This window comes from Streptomyces galbus (genome assembly GCF_005280195.1).
GTDB lineage: Bacteria > Actinomycetota > Actinomycetes > Streptomycetales > Streptomycetaceae > Streptomyces > Streptomyces galbus.
Genome location: NZ_SZPR01000003.1, coordinates 44,150 through 59,120 on the forward strand (window position 1 = coordinate 44,150; position 14,971 = coordinate 59,120).

The 14,971-nt window shown below is 70.8% G+C and carries 13 protein-coding genes; 5 read left to right on the plus strand and 8 right to left on the minus strand.

Going from position 1 to position 14,971, the window contains the following annotated elements; translation table 11 throughout:
- Window positions 1–91: 91 nt before the first annotated feature.
- Window positions 92–1,171, minus strand: coding sequence for a histidinol-phosphate transaminase (gene hisC, locus E4U92_RS01625; RefSeq protein ID WP_137298420.1), 1,080 nt, complete (start codon window positions 1,169–1,171; stop codon window positions 92–94).
- A gap of 457 nt (window positions 1,172–1,628) precedes the next feature.
- Between hisC and E4U92_RS01630 the strand changes: the two genes are divergently transcribed.
- The 3 genes from E4U92_RS01630 to E4U92_RS01640 all read left to right on the plus strand — a co-directional run bounded on the left by E4U92_RS01630 (window position 1,629) and on the right by E4U92_RS01640 (window position 5,313).
- A complete protein-coding gene (locus E4U92_RS01630; protein ID WP_137298421.1) occupies window positions 1,629–2,741 on the plus strand; it encodes a LacI family DNA-binding transcriptional regulator in 1,113 nt (370 codons plus the stop codon).
- Window positions 2,742–3,163: 422 nt separating this feature from the next.
- A complete protein-coding gene (locus tag E4U92_RS01635) occupies window positions 3,164–4,249 on the plus strand; it encodes a metallophosphoesterase (RefSeq protein WP_137298422.1) in 1,086 nt (361 codons plus the stop codon).
- Between the two features lie 191 nt (window positions 4,250–4,440).
- On the plus strand, window positions 4,441–5,313 hold the full coding sequence (locus E4U92_RS01640) for a hypothetical protein (RefSeq protein ID WP_137298423.1): 873 nt from the start codon (window positions 4,441–4,443) through the stop codon (window positions 5,311–5,313).
- Window positions 5,314–5,393: 80 nt separating this feature from the next.
- On the opposite strand, the gene E4U92_RS01645 is transcribed toward E4U92_RS01640, so the two are convergent.
- The 3 genes from E4U92_RS01645 to thiC all read right to left on the minus strand — a co-directional run bounded on the left by E4U92_RS01645 (window position 5,394) and on the right by thiC (window position 10,227).
- Entirely contained in the window at window positions 5,394–6,845 is a 1,452-nt protein-coding gene (locus E4U92_RS01645; protein ID WP_137298424.1) for a VWA domain-containing protein, read from the minus strand.
- A gap of 62 nt (window positions 6,846–6,907) precedes the next feature.
- Window positions 6,908–8,311, minus strand: a complete 1,404-nt coding sequence (locus E4U92_RS01650; RefSeq protein WP_137298425.1) for a VanZ family protein — start codon at window positions 8,309–8,311, stop codon at window positions 6,908–6,910.
- 107 nt (window positions 8,312–8,418) lie between these two features.
- Complete coding sequence (thiC, locus tag E4U92_RS01655; protein ID WP_137298426.1) at window positions 8,419–10,227, minus strand: phosphomethylpyrimidine synthase ThiC; 1,809 nt, start codon at window positions 10,225–10,227, stop codon at window positions 8,419–8,421.
- Between the two features lie 244 nt (window positions 10,228–10,471).
- Between thiC and E4U92_RS01660 the strand changes: the two genes are divergently transcribed.
- Entirely contained in the window at window positions 10,472–12,103 is a 1,632-nt protein-coding gene (locus E4U92_RS01660; RefSeq protein ID WP_137298427.1) for a YibE/F family protein, read from the plus strand.
- Window positions 12,104–12,226: 123 nt separating this feature from the next.
- On the opposite strand, the gene E4U92_RS01665 is transcribed toward E4U92_RS01660, so the two are convergent.
- From E4U92_RS01665 to E4U92_RS01680, 4 genes are all read right to left on the minus strand, one after another.
- On the minus strand, window positions 12,227–12,673 hold the full coding sequence (locus tag E4U92_RS01665; RefSeq protein ID WP_137298428.1) for an SsgA family sporulation/cell division regulator: 447 nt from the start codon (window positions 12,671–12,673) through the stop codon (window positions 12,227–12,229).
- Between the two features lie 99 nt (window positions 12,674–12,772).
- Window positions 12,773–13,540: an IclR family transcriptional regulator gene (locus tag E4U92_RS01670; RefSeq protein WP_268253530.1), complete on the minus strand. Its 768-nt coding sequence runs from the start codon at window positions 13,538–13,540 to the stop codon at window positions 12,773–12,775.
- 285 nt (window positions 13,541–13,825) lie between these two features.
- Window positions 13,826–14,038, minus strand: a complete 213-nt coding sequence (locus tag E4U92_RS01675; protein WP_137298429.1) for a DUF5326 family protein — start codon at window positions 14,036–14,038, stop codon at window positions 13,826–13,828.
- Between the two features lie 178 nt (window positions 14,039–14,216).
- Window positions 14,217–14,534 carry a cupin domain-containing protein gene (locus E4U92_RS01680; protein WP_137298603.1) on the minus strand — a complete coding sequence of 106 codons (318 nt, stop codon included), beginning with the start codon at window positions 14,532–14,534 and terminating at the stop codon, window positions 14,217–14,219.
- A gap of 57 nt (window positions 14,535–14,591) precedes the next feature.
- Here E4U92_RS01680 and E4U92_RS01685 point away from each other — a divergent pair, with 57 nt between their 5' ends.
- Entirely contained in the window at window positions 14,592–14,969 is a 378-nt protein-coding gene (locus tag E4U92_RS01685) for a phage holin family protein (protein ID WP_137298430.1), read from the plus strand.
- The last annotated feature ends 2 nt before the right edge of the window (window positions 14,970–14,971 follow it).

The following is a 14,971-nucleotide window of genomic DNA, read 5'->3' on the forward strand; positions in this document are numbered from 1 at the left end:
CCGGTGCGGCGCCCGCCGCACACGACGAAGCACCCCGCAGGCGCGGTGCTCGTTGCCTGCGGGGTGCGGTGGACCGGGGTGGCCGGCGCGGTCAGAGCTCCTTGTAGAACGCCTCCGTCACCTTCAGGAAGATGTCGTTGGCCTCGGCCTCGCCGACCGTCACCCGCACGCCCTCGCCCGCGAACGGCCGGACCACCACGCCGGCCTGCTCGCACGCCGCCGCGAAGTCGACGGTGCGCTCCCCCAGCCTCAGCCACACGAAGTTGGCCTGGGACTCCGGCACCGTCCAGCCCTGGGCGCGCAGCGCGTCGACCACCCGGGTGCGCTCGCACACCAGGGAGCCGACCCGGCCGAGCAGCTCGTCCTCGGCGCGCAGCGAGGCGATGGCCGCCTCCTGGGCGAGCTGGCTCACGCCGAACGGCACCGCCGTCTTGCGCAGCGCCGCCGCCACCGGCTCGTGGGCGATGGCGAAGCCCACCCGCAGCCCGGCCAGGCCGTACGCCTTGGAGAACGTGCGCAGCACGCAGACGTTGGGCCGCTCCCGGTACAGCTCCACGCCGTCCGGCACCTCGGGGTCGCGGATGAACTCGCGGTAGGCCTCGTCGAGCACCACCAGGCAGTCGGCGGGCACCCGGTCCAGGAAGCGCTCCAGCTCGGCCCGCCGCACGACGGTGCCGGTCGGGTTGTTCGGGTTGCAGACGAAGACCAGCCGGGTCCGGTCGGTGATCGCGTCGGCCATCGCGTCCAGGTCGTGCACGTCCCCCGGGGTGAGCGGCACCCGCACGGAGGTGGCGCCGCTGATCTGGGTGATGATCGGGTACGCCTCGAAGGAACGCCAGGCGTAGACGACCTCGTCGCCGGGGCCCGCGGTGGCCTGGATCAGCTGCTGGGCGACACCCACCGAACCGGTGCCGGTGGCCAGGTGGGAGAGCGGGACGCCGAACCGGTCGGACAGCTCGTTCATCAGGCCGGTGCAGGCCATGTCCGGGTAGCGGTTGAACGATTCCGCGGCCGCCGTCACGCTCTCCAGCACACCGGGCAGCGGCGGGTAGGGGTTCTCGTTGGAGGACAGCTTGTAGGCCGCGGGCCCGCCGGCCGCGGCGGGCTTGCCCGGCTTGTAGGTGGGGATCCCCTCCAGCTCGGCACGCAGCTTCGGGTTCGTCTCGCTCACCGCAGTCCTCCTCGTGACCACCACCGGCTTCAATACTGCTCACCTTATGAGGATTCGCGGCGGCTGCGTACCGGTCGGACGACGGTGCTGCGTCACAGCGGGAGTGCTCGCCACTGCGGGCACGGCACCCTCGGGCGGCACCCTGAGCGCATCTCCGGCATCACCGTGCGAAACGGAACGAACCGGGGAGCGACCAGGGGCGCACCCCACATATATCTATGCGCGGGTGGCTCGCGCCGTGGCGCGCGTCGCTCGTGCAGGTGAGTTGAGACCTCTTCGAAACATGACGGCCTTGGCAGGCTCATGCGCGCCGACACGTCACGTATTGGCATGAGAGGCGTCAACGAGCTTTGTTTCCCAGGCATCTGACGGTGTGTGACCTTGCAGAAACGTGCCTGTCAACGCGTGCATATGCGTCCGCCCTACCCCACCGGATGAGCCCTACTATCGGCTCGCCATGACAGCAGCAGGGAAGCACCAGGTGAGCCGCGCGGAAACCTCACGCCGAGGCAGCCGGCCGGGTCGGGCGGGGATCAGGGACGTCGCCGCCGCCGCCGGAGTCTCCATCACGACCGTCTCCGACGCCCTGAACGGCAAGGGCAGACTCCCCGATGCCACCCGACGCCATGTGCGCGAGGTCGCCGACCGGCTGGGCTACCGCCCCTCGGCCGCGGCCCGCACGCTCCGTACCGGCAAGTCGGGCCTCATCGGCCTGACCGTGACCACGTACGGGGATGAACCTTTCACCTTCACCGAGTTCGCGTACTTCGCCGAGATGGCGCGGGCCGCCACCTCCGCCGCGCTCGCCCGCGGCTACGCGCTCGTCATCCTGCCCGCCACCTCCCGCCACGACGTGTGGTCGAACGTGGCCCTGGACGGCACGGTCGTCATCGACCCCTCCGACCAGGACCCCGTGGTCAGCGAACTCGTCCGCCAGGGCTTACCCGTCGTCTCCGACGGCCGCCCGGCCGGGCCCCTGCCGGTCACCGCGTGGGTCGACAACGACCACGAGGCCGCCGTCCTCGACATCCTCGACCACCTCGCCGACGCGGGCGCGCGCCGGATCGGCCTGCTCACCGGCACCACGACGGACACCTACACCCACCTGTCGACCACGGCGTACCTGCGCTGGTGCGAGCGGGTCGGACAGGACCCGGTCTACGAGGCGTACCCCGCGCACGACCCGTGCGCCGGCGCCGTCGCCGCCGACCGGCTGCTCGCCCGCCCCGACCGGCCCGACGCGGTGTACGGGCTGTTCGACCCCAACGGCACGGACCTGCTCGCCGCCGCCCGGCGCTACGGGCTGCGCGTGCCGGAGGACTTGCTGCTGGTGTGCTGCTCCGAGTCCACGGTCTACGCGAACACCGAGCCGCCCGTCACCACCCTGTCGCTGAAGCCGCGGCGCATCGGCACGGCGGTCGTCCAGCTCCTCATCGACGCGATCGAGGGCGTGCAGTCCGACCACCCGGTCGAGCAGGTGATACCGACGGAACTGATCGTGCGCACGTCGTCGCAGCGCCGCCCCCCGAGGACGACGGTGAGCCCGCCGCGGGGGCCCGAGCGGGGGTAGCGGGCCCCCGCGGCGGGGGGCGGCTGGGGTCCGAGGGGGACGGCCGGGGTGCGGAGGCGGGCGGCGCATGGCCCGAGGGGGGTCCGCGGGGTCGATCGGAAGAGTGATGGCCGTCGATCGGGAGAGCGGTGGCCGTCGAGGGGGAGAGCGGTGAGAGTCGAGGGGGACGGCCGCCTCGACTCCCGCTCGGCTCCCACCGCGTCACCGGTGAACGGGAGGGGTGGGGCGGGTGTGCAGCGGGGGACCAAGCCCGGCTCAATCGGGGCGAATGCCCCGGCGAACTGGAGCCTTGCTCCGATTCACCACCCCTGGGTCATCACACGGCGCGATCCGCATTCCTATGATGGGCCCACGACACCGCGGGCCGCTGCGACCAGGCAGTCCGAAGCGGTGCAGATGCGGCGCGATGGTGGAGGGGTCTGATGACTCAGGGGGCCGGTCAGGGACCCGAGGTGGAGCGGACGGCGACGCTGCGCGACTTCCGGGTGCCGGCGTACGTCCACGAGACCGGTCCGTACGCCCACAGCACGCACCCCGGCAACGCCGTACCGCCGGTCGAGGAACCCGTGGACTCCCCCGAGGGGTACACCCCGACCCAGCGCGACCTGCCCGTCATCAACCGGGGTGACACGCTGCAGGTGACCGTCGACCCCACGACCCCCGCCCCCGCCCCGGTGCCCGCGACGGGCCCCGGGCCGCTGTACGTCGTCGGCGACGTCCACGGCTACCTCGACGAACTCGTCGCCGCCCTGCAGGACAAGGGCCTCGTCGACGCGGCCGGCCACTGGTGCGCCGGCACCTCCCGGCTGTGGTTCCTCGGCGACTTCACCGACCGCGGCCCGGACGGCATCGGCGTCATCGACCTGGTGATGCGGCTGTCGGCCGAGGCGGCCGCGGCGGGCGGCTACTGCAAGGCCCTCATGGGCAACCACGAACTGCTCCTGCTCGGCGCCAAGCGCTTCGCCGACACCCCCGTCAACTCCGGCGCCGGCACCGCCACCTTCCAGGCCGCCTGGCTGCTCAACGGCGGGCAGAAATCGGACATGGACCGCCTGCAGGACCACCACCTGCAGTGGATGGCCCGCCTCGACGCGCTCACCGAGACCGACGGACACCTGCTCGTCCACTCCGACACCACCGCCTACCTGGACTACGGCTCCTCGATCGAGGAGGTCAACGACACCGTCCACGACACCCTCACGCGCAACGACGCGGACGAGGTGTGGGACCTGTTCCGCAAGTTCACCAAGCGCTTCTCCTTCCGCGACGAGGGCGGCGCCGACGCCGTGCGCTCCCTGCTGGATACGTACGGCGGCACCCGCATCGTTCACGGCCACAGCCCCATCCCGTACCTGCTGGGCGAGGTCGGCTCCGAGGAGGGCGAGGACGAGGCGGGCCCGGTGGTCGTCGGCCCGCACGTGTACGCCGACGGGCTGGCCATCGCGATGGACGGCGGCGTGACCATGGCCGGGAAACTGCTCGTCCAGCAACTGCCGCTGGAGCACTGAGCGTTCACCGAGCGCCGCTCGGGCCCCCGCCGCCCTCACGGACCGTGCAGGCCAGGGGCCAATTTCCGCGAACCCCCTGTCACCTGGAGCCGTCGCCGCTCTACCATCGGCTTATCCGTAGCAGGCTCCCCTCCGTTTCTGCCCGACGGCTCGTTGGCATGCGAGCCCCAAGCCTCACGGAGCATCGGGGGATGCACATGAACAGCGTTCCGCAGCACCTGCACACCGAGGACCGCCAGGAGTACGAGCGGATCCTCGACGAGGCGCTGCGCTCCGCCCCGGCCCACCCGGAACTGGCCGCTGTCGGACAGCGGCTCAACACCGAGCAGCTGCGCACCATGGCGCTCAACGCCACCGCGCTCATCACGGCGGCCGCGGCCACCGAGTACCGGCACTACACGGAGATCCGTGACGAGCTGCGCCGGCCGGCGCCCGCCGCCGCGCCGTCCGTCCACGACTCCGGCCCGGGGGAGCCGGGCCTGGGCGCGATGGGGCTGGCCACCAGCATGGGGGAGGCCGCCGAGGCCGCCGGGGCGGGCGCCGTCGCCGTCGCGGCCGTCCTCACGCCGGTCCTGGCCGGCACCGCGGCGGTGATCTTCCTTCTCGTCGGCTATCTCCTCAAGATGATCGAGCCGCGGCCGGCCTTCGCCGACACCCTGCTCACGGCGGGCTGGGTGTTCGGCGCGGTGACCGCGGTCGCCATCCTCGTCGCCACGGTCGGCCTGCTGCTCACCGCCCTGCGCAACCGTCCCTCACTCGACGCCGACTCCCACGGCGAGCTCGCCGAAGAGGTCGAACGGGCCCGTCAGGCCTGGCGGGACGCCCTCCTGGAACGCGGCATCCTGCCGTTCCTGCGCGAGGCGCTCGCCGACCCGGACACCGCCGCGGCCGTGACCCGTTCGACGGCCCCGCAGGGCCCGGCCGACCGCTTCCCCAAGATCGGGTACGACCGGCCCGGCTTCTCCAGTCCCGACGAGGGGCCGGCCCGGGGCCACCGCCCGAGCTTCACGAGCCCCGACTACACCAGCCCGGACTTCGGAGGCCCGGAACACCGGCCGGAGTGATCCGGCCGGCGGCTCGGCTCCCCCGGCCCCTGGGCCCCCCGGGCTTCCGGGTCCTTCGCGCGGGGGGAGCGCAAGCCGGGTCACCGTCCCAGGATCCCGTGTCTGCCCGCCTCCCGGATCCACGTCGGGAACTCGGAGAGCAGCCGGTCGTAGAGCTCCGGGTCGGGCACGGTGCTGATGTCGTCGACCGCGAAGAAGCCCACGTTGTCGACCTGGCGGCCGGGGAGCGTGTCGAAGCGCTCCAGGACGCCGTACCGGGCGCGGCCCAGCCCCACGAACTGCCAGAAGATCGGCTCGCTCACCGCGGCCCGCAGCTCGCTCTCGATCGCGCTGTCGCGGTAGACGCCCCCGTCCGAGAAGAACAGCACCAGGGTCGGGGCCGCGGCGGGGTTCGCCCGCACGTACGCCCTGACCTCGGCGATCACCTTCTGCTCCTCGTTGCCGATGCCGACCGCCCGCATGTCCACCTGGCCGGGCTCCAGACCGCGCTTCCTGCCGCGCCGGAACAGGCTGAGTTCACCCACCCTGACGTGCAGCCGCAGCCACTGCGGGAGTTCGGCGAGGCGCAGGTCGGGCAGCCGGGCGGGCTGGGTGGCGAACGTCCACGCCTGCATCTCGCCGTCGTCGTCGAGCTGGGCCGCGACCGCCGCCATCCGCTCGACCACGTCGGCGACGACGCCCTTGGAGTACAGGAAGGACATCGACCCGGAGGCGTCCAGCACGAGGATCACCCGTGCCGTGACCTCCGCGGCACCGTGCTTGCGCAGGCTGACGGCGACCTGCTCCTTGCGCAGGGAGAGCCGCTTGCGCATGTCCACGGGCAACTGCTCCTCGCCCTTGGTCAGACGGGCGGCGCCCGGGGCCGGGGGCTGAGCGGGCGGGAACGCGGGAGGCGGCGGCGGGGATGCCGACGGAGGTGTCGGCGAGGCGGGCGGGGGCGGGAGGGGGGCCGGTGCGGTGCTGGGCGGTGGCGGGGTGGGCGCCGGTGACGCCGGGGCGTCGTCGTCCACGGTGATCCCGAAGTCCGTGGCCAGCCCGGCCAGTCCGGAGGCGTAGCCCTGGCCGACCGCGCGGAACTTCCACTGCCCCGCCCGCCGGTAGAGCTCGCCGCCGATGAACGCCGTCTCGGTGTCGGCCTCCATCGCGAACCGGGCCAGTTCACTCCGGCTCCCGGCGTCCAGGAGCCGCAGGGTCAGCCCGGCCACCTGCCCGAACGTCCCGCCGTCGGCCGACGCGCACAGCACGACCCGGTCCACGGCACCCTCCAGCGCGCGCAGGTCCACGGCGACGGTGTCCGTCGTGACGGCACCCGTGCTGTCCTTGCCCAGGTGGCGCACGGCGCCGGAGGGGTGACGCGGCTGGTTGTAGAAGACGAAGTCACCGTCGTCCCGCACCCGCCCCGCCTCGGTCAGCAACAGGGCCGAGGCATCCACGTCCGGCGCACCCTCCCCGTGCTCCCAACTGAGTTCGGCCCACACCCCCGCCGACTCGACGGCCAGATTGGCACCCTTGCTCAAGGATCGCGCTGTCATGGGCTCAGTGTGCCTACTTCCCGGGGGAACGGGCGGCTCCGGGAACTTCCTGGGCTCGTGGGTCAGCCGGCTGTCACAGGCACATCGCCGTCATCGAATACCTGTCCACTCAGGGCGTTCACGTGGTACGTCTCGCCAGGTTGCCGGCCTTGTGAGGCGCCACCGGCTCCCTTCGTGCTCCACACCACGCTCACAAGCCAATGAGGTGTCCACGTGCCGTCCTGTTCGACCGCCTCGAGTGCGAACGCATCGGGCCGAAATGTGGGGCCAACAGCTCCGTTGGCGTGCAACCGGGCGGCTATCGCCTTGCTCACGGCACGCTCTGCCTGCGGTGCGTCGAGTTCGGCCTTCGGAAGATCGACCCGGATCGGGCCGAGAGTGACATCGATCTGAGAGACGTGCCCGGAACGGTCGACCTGGACGTCGAGCATGCGGGGCATCAGAACGCCCTTCCGGGTCCAACGCCAGTTGGTGATCCACCCCAGTGGGGCCTTGTCGCCCACAGCATCCGTTCGGCGTACTGTTGCATCCTCCGCCCACGGGTAGTGCTGCTGCGCGTATGCCTGCGCCACCCCGTAGGCATCCTGGGCGGTGGACGGAGTCTTCGCGCCCGCCACCGGGTACCCCATGACGGTGAGATGGTCACTGTCTTCCAGCTGCACATTCAGATGCTTCTTGTCCGGCCAGGAAAGGCTGCCGTTGCCGAAGGCGTCCGTACGCCCCGCCTCACGGCTGTGCAGGTTGAAGATGACGTGCTTGCAGGACGTGTCCCCGCACGGCTGCTCATACACCTGACCCACGTCGTAGCGGTCACCGAAGGCCTCCTTCACGACCGTCTCCACCGCGCGCTTCTGATCGGAGCTCGCGTCGGAGAGCCCGGTGCCGTCCACGTTCGTGAAGACGAGCATCGAACGCGCTGCGCCGGCACCCAGAAGCAGAAACACGGCGGCCGCGATCAGCGCACCCCTGACACCGCCCTTCCAGTCGAGCCACCGGCGCGACGCGAGCAGCATCGCGGTGACAGCGGACCCCGTCAGCCCTCCGATGATGTTCATCATCGCGTCGGAGCTGTCACACACACGACCCAGGCCGTCCACGGTGGCTTGAGTGAACTCGACAGCCGAGGGCAGGACGACCACACCGACCAGGACGGGCAGCGGACGTCGGACGGCCAGCAGGGCGAGGACGCCGACAGGCACCGTCATGGCGAGGTTCCACAGCCCTTGCGTGGTGTGGAAGGGCTCGGCGAGCTGGTGGTTGAGCACACATGTGCCACTGGCCCGGGAGGCATCCATGAAGGTGACGCCGAGAACCCCGGTGACAGCGAAGGCGAGACCCGCCCACCACACGCCTCGGGGGTTCCCCAGCCTTCGAGCGAGCGCCCACACCGCCCCACCCAGTACGAGGGCAGTCAGTGTGCAGGCGGCCAGGTAGCCGACTTGGTGCTGGAAGATCGCGGTAAACACGGCACGTTCCTTGCGTGGTCAGAGCGAGGAGGGCAGCAGGACGGCGACGGCCCCGCCTGAGAAGACGGGGCCGTCGCCGTCACTGGTTTCAGCCGCACCGAGCGTCCTCAGTCCGCCAGCGGCAGGTACACCCTGTTGCCGGCGGCCGCGAACTCCTTGGACTTCTGGGCCATGCCCTCCTCGATCTCGGCCCGGTTGCCGCCGTGCTCGCGGCGGATGTCCTGCGAGATCTTCATCGAGCAGAACTTCGGCCCGCACATCGAGCAGAAGTGGGCGGTCTTGGCCGGCTCGGCCGGGAGGGTCTCGTCGTGGAACTCCCGTGCCGTGTCCGGGTCGAGGGCCAGGTTGAACTGGTCCTCCCAGCGGAACTCGAAGCGGGCGTCGGACAGCGCGTCGTCCCATTCCTGCGCACCGGGATGCCCCTTGGCGAGGTCGGCTGCGTGGGCGGCGATCTTGTAGGTGATAACGCCGGTCTTGACGTCGTCACGGTTGGGCAGCCCGAGGTGTTCCTTGGGCGTGACGTAGCAGAGCATCGCCGTGCCCCACCAGGCGATCATCGCGGCACCGATGCCGGAGGTGATGTGGTCGTACGCCGGCGCGACGTCCGTCGTCAGCGGCCCGAGCGTATAGAACGGAGCTTCATCGCAGATCTCCTGCTGCAGGTCGATGTTCTCCTTGATCTTGTGCATCGGGACGTGTCCCGGGCCCTCGATCATCGTCTGTACGTCGAAACGCCTGGCGATCCGGTTGAGTTCCCCAAGCGTGCGCAACTCCGCGAACTGCGCCTCGTCGTTGGCGTCCGCGATGGAGCCGGGGCGCAGGCCGTCGCCCAGCGAGTACGTGACGTCGTACGCGGCGAGGATCTCGCAGAGCTCCTCGAAGTGCTCGTAGAGGAACGACTCCTTGTGGTGGGCCAGGCACCAGGCCGCCATGATGGAGCCGCCGCGCGAGACGATGCCGGTCTTGCGGTTGGCCGTCAGCGGCACGTACGCCAGGCGCACGCCCGCGTGGACCGTCATGTAGTCCACGCCCTGCTCGGCCTGTTCGATGACGGTGTCCTTGTAGATCTCCCAGGTCAGCTCCTCGGCCTTGCCGTCGACCTTCTCCAGCGCCTGGTAGAGCGGGACGGTCCCGATGGGGACGGGGGAGTTGCGCAGCACCCACTCGCGAGTGGTGTGGATGTTGCGGCCCGTGGACAGGTCCATGACCGTGTCGGCGCCCCAGCGGGTCGCCCAGGTCATCTTCTCGACCTCCTCCTCGATGGAGGACGTCACCGCCGAGTTGCCGATGTTGGCGTTGACCTTCACCAGGAACCGCTTGCCGATGATCATCGGCTCGATCTCCGGGTGGTTGACGTTCGCCGGCAGCACCGCGCGGCCCGCCGCGATCTCCTCGCGCACCACCTCGGGAGAGACGTTCTCCCGGACGGCCACGAACTCCATCTCCGGCGTGATCTCGCCCCGGCGCGCATAGGCGAGCTGGGTGACCGCCCGGCCGTCGCGGCCGCGCCGCGGCTGGCGGGGTCGGCCCGGGAAGACCGCGTCCAGGTTGCGCAGCCCGCCGCGCGGCGCGGTGTGCTTGATCCCGTCGTCCTCCGGCCGGACGGGCCGCCCCGCGTACTCCTCGGTGTCGCCGCGGCCGATGATCCAGTTCTCCCGCAGCGGCGACAGCCCCCGGCGGACGTCGGTGTCGACGAGCGGATCGGTGTACGGGCCCGACGTGTCGTACAGCGTGACCGACTGCCCGTTGGTGAGGTGCACCTGACGGACCGGCACCCGCAGGTCGGGGCGGGTGCCCTCGACGTACGCCTTGTGCCAGCCGATGGACTTCCCGGCCTCCTGGGACGTGTCGTGAGCCGCCTCGAGCGGCGACCCGTCCTGGACGGAGGCAGGCGTGCGTGCGTCCTTGTTGGTCATGAGACCTACTCCCTACGCCGGCATTACCCGGTAACAGGTTCGGCGGTCGACGCAGCGGTCACCGTCTTCCCCCGACGTCTCGTGTGGGACATCTCTCGTTCCACGTGAAACATCGCGAAGACGGAGGTCAGCGCCCTCTCAGCCCGGTGCTCCGAGCTCCCGCGTGTGCAAAGGTGCCTCCACGCTAGCGTCCGTTCGGGCGCGGTGAACAGAGGGCCCCCACCGTTCTTGCGATGATCGGGCGGTGACCACGACACCGCGTCCCCCCTTCCCGCCGCCGGAACCCCGCCGCCCGCCCACGGGTGAGGCGTTCGGCCACGAGCCCGTGCAGGGGTATGTCCCGGAGCGCGGGGACGGGCACGGATACGGAAGCGCCGGGGACGGCAGCCAAGGCGGCCACGGTGATCACGGCGATCACGGCGCGTCCGGGCACGGCGGCCACCGCGGCCATGAGGGACCCGGGCACGGCGGCCACGGCGGCCACGGGGGTTCCGGACACGGGGGTCACGCGCACGGGCACAGCCACAGTCATGGTCCGGCCGCGCCCGTCTCCCAGCACCTGCGCAAGGTCATCGCGGCCATCCTGATCCCGTTCGGCGCGGCGGTGCTCGTCGGGCTCGCGGTGCTGTGGCCGGGCGGTGCGCCCGCGCACGAGCGCACCGGCGTCGGGTTCGACCGGCAGACGCAGCACGCCACGGTCACCCAGGTCGTCGAGGTCAGCTGCCAGTCGGTGAACGCCTCGGGAGGCACCCCGACCGGTGACACCTTGACGGCCGAGGGCTCCTCCGCGCAGCAACAGGCGGACGGCACCTGCAAGAAGGCCACGATCCGGGTCGACACCGGCAAGGACGAGGGCCGTACGTTCACCGAGATCGTCCAGCCGGACCAGACCCGGCAGTTGCACGAGGGCCAGAAGGTCGTGGTCGCCTACGAGCCCTCCGCACCCAAGGACCTGCAGTACTCGGTCACCGACGTCTCCCGCGGCTTCCCCATGGCGTTGCTGGCCGGCATCTTCGCCGTCGCCGTCGTGGTCGTCGGGCGCCTGCGCGGAGTCATGGCGCTGGTCGCGCTCGCCATCAGCTTCCTGATCCTGAACTTCTTCATCCTGCCGGCGATCCTCCAGGGATCGAACCCCCTGGTCGTGGCGGTGGTGGGCGCCAGCGCGATCATGCTGATCGCCCTCTACCTGTGTCACGGCCTGTCGGCCCGTACCTCCGTGGCGGTGCTCGGCACGCTGGTCTCCCTGCTGCTCATCGGCGTGCTCGGCTCGCTGTTCATCGACTGGGCCGCGCTCACCGGCAACACCGACGACAACACCGGCCTGATCCACGGGCTGTACCCGTCGATCGACATGAGCGGTCTGCTGCTCGCCGGCGTCATCATCGGCTCCCTCGGTGTCCTGGACGACGTCACGGTCACGCAGACCTCGGCGGTCTGGGAGCTGCACGAGGCCAACCCGGCGATGGGTTGGCGGGGCCTGTACCGGGCGGGCATCCGGATCGGCCGCGACCACATCGCGTCCGTGGTCAACACCTTGGTCCTCGCCTACGCGGGCGCGGCGCTGCCGCTGCTCCTGCTGTTCTCCATCGCGCAGAGCAGCGTCGGCACGGTCGCCAACAGCGAGTTGGTGGCGGAGGAGATCGTGCGCACGCTGGTGGGCTCGATCGGCCTGGTCGCCTCGGTGCCGGTCACCACGGCGCTGGCGGCCCTGGTCGTCGCGGCCGACCGGCCGGGACCGGACGCGGGGCGGGGACGGGGGGCGGGGGCCGGAGCCACGGTGCCCGCGTCCGCTGCGGCCGCCGCGGCGGGGCCCGGCCCGGCGTCACCGGCCCCGGCTCCGTCGCGCGGTGGCCGCGGGCGGCGCCGCAAGCGCTGACAGGCGCCGGGGAGGGGCGGGCGACCACGGGCTCGCCTCTTGCCCGCCTCCCTCAGCAGAACCGTTCCTGGCGTCCCTCCACCCCTGTGCTGAAGCGTTCCGCCACTCCTGCGGCGCGGGGGCTCAGCCGGCGCTCTGCTCCTCCGCCAGGATCCGGTCCAGTGCCTCGTCGAGGTGGGCGTCGAAGTCGGCCAGCGCGGTCTCCTGCCCCAGCGGCACCAGCTTGTCGGTCCGGTCCAGGAAGGCCACGAGCGGTGCGGTCGAGGAGCGGAACAACGCCTGGTCCATGCCCACCTGGAGCCGGATCAGCACCTCGCCCAGCATGTCCGGTTCCACCGGAGCGACCCGCACATCGCCCTCGCCGCACGGTCTGCCCACCCCGTCGATGAGCAGCTCCCGCCCGAACGCCCAGGTCACCGGCGCGTCCCCGGGAAGGTGGAAGGTGAGTCGGACGGCGTAGGGATCGCTGCTCTCGTAGCTCAGCTCGACCGGGATGCGGAACGACAGCTCCTCGGACACGAGAAAGCTCATCATGACCTCTGCCTCTACCGCCTGTGCGAACTCGCGCATCGCCTAACCCCGTCGTTGCCGTCGACTGGCCGGGAACGGACCCCTGACTCTGTCACGCATCTTGCTGAACGTGTACGCCAGATCACAAGGAGTGAGTTTTCAGATGCTGATAGAGAGGGCGAGCGACCCGATTTTCCGGCCGACCTCGCTCTGCAGGCGCTGTGCCGCCAGCAGGAGCCGGTCCTCCTGGTGGACGGGCAGGGACAGGGCCATCGTGGCCGCCGTGGTGCCCACGGTGATGGGGATCGCCGCACAGACGGTGCCGAGCGCGTACTCCTGTCGCTCCGTCACCGGCCGCATCCTGCGCATGCGTTCGAGGCGGCGCAGAAGGGTGAGGTCGTCACGCACCGTGTACGGAGTGATGGACCGCACGGGGTAGCGGGCGAGGTAATCGCGACGCGCCTCCACGTCGAGCTGGGAGAGCAGACACTGGCCGATGGCGTGCGCGTGCCCGGTCTCGCGGAAGTCGGCCCACTCCTCGACCGCCGGATTGCCGGGGGTGTCGGAGACGCACATGACCTCGATCTCGCCGTCGCGGTACACGGCGTAGTACACGGGGACACCGATCGAATCGCGCCAGTGCGCGAGGGCGTCCACGACCGTGCTGCGACGTTTCTGCGCCGCTCCGGTACTGCTCAGCCGTTCGGCTGCCTCACCGAGGAAGAACAGGCCCCTGTCACGGCGGAGATAGCCCTCGTGCACCAGGGTGCGCAGCAGGTGGTAGGCCGTGGGGAGGGCCAGACCCGTCTCGCGGGCGAGCTGCTTGGCGGGTGCCCCGCACTCGTGCTCGGCCACGCACTCCAGCAGGCGCATGGCCCGCTGGACCGATCCGATGAGGGTGGTGGCCGGCTGCGGCTGTTCCGGCACGGCCGGTGCGGGGGGCCGCGGGAACGTGACCGTACGCGGCCCGCTGAGGGACGCGTGCGGTTCTCCGGATGCGGTGTCGACCGTGGCCAAGAGTCACTCCCGAAGCGCGAGGGGGGCGGCCCGTGCCGGGGAACACGGGAGGGGGTGCGCTGCTCGCGGGGTGTCCCCGCGTCGAGTTCCGGACTCTAACCGGCCGCCACCGCGTGCGGCCGGACTGCCCGCAAAACTTCCCTCGCCCGAGGGAACCGCTGATCCGTGTTACCGGTCAGCGGTGTCCCGTCCCGCTCACCAGTCGCTGCGCGAGGAGGACCCCGCCATGAACTTGCGTACGACGTAGATGAGTCCACCGACCAGGGCGACGAAGATCAGCAGCTTGAACAGCAGGCCGATCAGGAAGCCGACGACGCTCGCTATCAGCCCGCCGAAGACGACCAGGGCGATGACCGGCACCGCGACCCACTTCACCCACCACGGCAGTCCCGCGAAGATCTCTCGCATCGCCCTCGTCCTACCTCTCCGCCCGTCGCTGTGCCGGGTTCCTGTCGGTCCGGTACGTCCGCGACCGGAGCCTTTCGTTGTCCTGCACCCGATGCTAGGGCCGCGAGGTGGCCCGGCGGGGGCCCCGCATCCCTTGTCCTCCCCTGACCGATCCCCTAGGGAATGCCGGGGTCGCGGCTCAGGCTTCCGGGGGAGAGAACACCACCAGGACCCGCAGGTCCTCGCTGATGTGGTGGAACTTGTGGGCGGCCCCGGCCGGCACGTACACCACGCTGCCGCGCGCGACTTCGGTGGTCTCCAGGCCGACGGTGATGGAGGCGCGGCCGCTCACCACGAAGTACACCTCGTCCTGGTCGTGCGGGTTCTGCGGGTCGTGCGCGCCCGCGTCGAGCGCGTACAGCCCCACGGACATGTTCCGTTCCCGCAGGAACTGCAGGTAGGCGCCGTCGTTGGCGGCCCGCTCCGCCTCCAGTTCGTCCAGCCGGAATGCCTTCATCGCCTTGTCCGCCCCTGCCCGGTGCTCGTAGCCGATCTCTCTGCGACGATCAGACACATGAAGAATTTCGTAGTCAAGACGATCGCCAACGCGGGCGCCCTGGCGGTGGCCGTCTGGCTGCTCGACAGGATCACGCTGACCGGTGACAGCACCGGCAAGAAGGTCGGCACCCTGATCGTCGTCGCCCTGCTGTTCGGCTTGGTGAACTCGTTCGTCAAGCCGGTGGTCCAGGTACTGGCCTTCCCGCTGTTCATCCTGACGCTCGGCCTGATCACCCTGGTCGTGAACGCGCTGATGCTGCTGCTCACCTCCTGGCTGGCCGGCAAGCTCCAGCTGAGTTTCCACGTCGAGGGCTTCTGGACCGCGGTCCTCGGCGGCCTGATCATCTCCCTCGTGTCCTGGGCGCTCAACATGGTCCTCCCGGACGAGGACTGACC